This is a genomic window from Rubrivivax gelatinosus (assembly GCF_016583785.1).
GTDB lineage: Bacteria > Pseudomonadota > Gammaproteobacteria > Burkholderiales > Burkholderiaceae_C > Rubrivivax > Rubrivivax gelatinosus_B.
This window is the reverse complement of the sequence record NZ_NRRU01000219.1, coordinates 1-1,076: the sequence shown is the minus strand read 5'-3', so window position 1 is coordinate 1,076 and position 1,076 is coordinate 1. Positions and strand designations below refer to the sequence as shown.

The 1,076-nt window shown below is 75.2% G+C and carries 1 protein-coding gene; it reads left to right on the top strand.

The features are described from left to right. The coding region (locus tag CKO43_RS25465; RefSeq protein WP_200380418.1) for an MFS transporter at nt 1-1,076 on the top strand (1,076 nt) is incomplete at both ends.

The following is a 1,076-nucleotide window of genomic DNA, read 5'->3' as shown; positions in this document are numbered from 1 at the left end:
GCCCCAGCTCGGCGGCTGGGGGCTGGCGGTTCTGTTTTCGGGCCAGTTGCTGCCGCAGATCGACTTCTCGATCGTCAACGTCACGCTGGGCGCGATGGCGCAGTCGCTGCACGCGACGCCGATGGAGCTGGAGCTGGTCGTCGCCGTCTACGGCGTCGCCTTCGCGGTCGGGCTGGCCGCCGGCGGGCGGCTGGGCGACAACTTCGGCCGCCGGCGCGTCTTCGCCGCCGGCGTGCTGCTGTTCGCGCTCGCCTCGCTGCTGTGCGGCCTGGCCGGCGGCGTGCCCATGCTGCTGGCCGGGCGTGTGCTGCAGGGGCTGGGCGCCGCGCTGCTGGTGCCGCAGATCCTGGCGACGCTGCACGTCAGCCTGCGCGGCGCCGCGCATGCACGGGCGGTCGCGCTCTACGGCTCGCTCGGCGGCATCGCTTTCATCGTCGGCCAGGTGCTGGGCGGCGCGCTGGTCACGGCCGACCTGTTCGGCAGCGGCTGGCGCAGCGTCTTCCTGATCAACCTGCCGGTGTGCGCACTGGCCCTGGCCAGCCGGCGCGCCGTGCCCGAGACGCGGGCACCGAGCCGCACGCCGCTGGACCTGGGCGGCGCGGCGCTGCTGGCGGCCCTGCTGTTGCTGCTGATGCTGCCGCTGGCGCTGGCGCTGGGCCCGGCGCTGGGCTGGCCTCCGGCCCTGCTGGCAGCGCTGGCGGCGACCGTGCCGCTGGCGGTGCTGCTCGCCGCGCAGCAGCGGCGCGAGGAAGCCGCCGGCCGCCAGCCGCTGCTGCCGCCGTCGCTGCTGCGCCTGCCCGGCGTGCGCTTCGCGCTGCTGCTCGGGATGCTGTTCTTCGCCTGCTGGAGCGGCTTCATGTTCGTGCTGGCGCTGGCGCTGCAGGCCGGTGCCGGGCTCGACGCGATGCAGTCCGGCAACTGCTTCATCGTGCTCGGCGCCGCCTATTTCGCCAGCGCGCTGGCGAGTGCGCGGCTGGTCACGCGCTTCGGTGCGCTGCGCATGCTGCTGGCCGGCTGCGCGCTGCAGATGAGCGGGCTGGCGCTGCTTGCCGCGACGCTGGGCCTGGTCTGGCCGC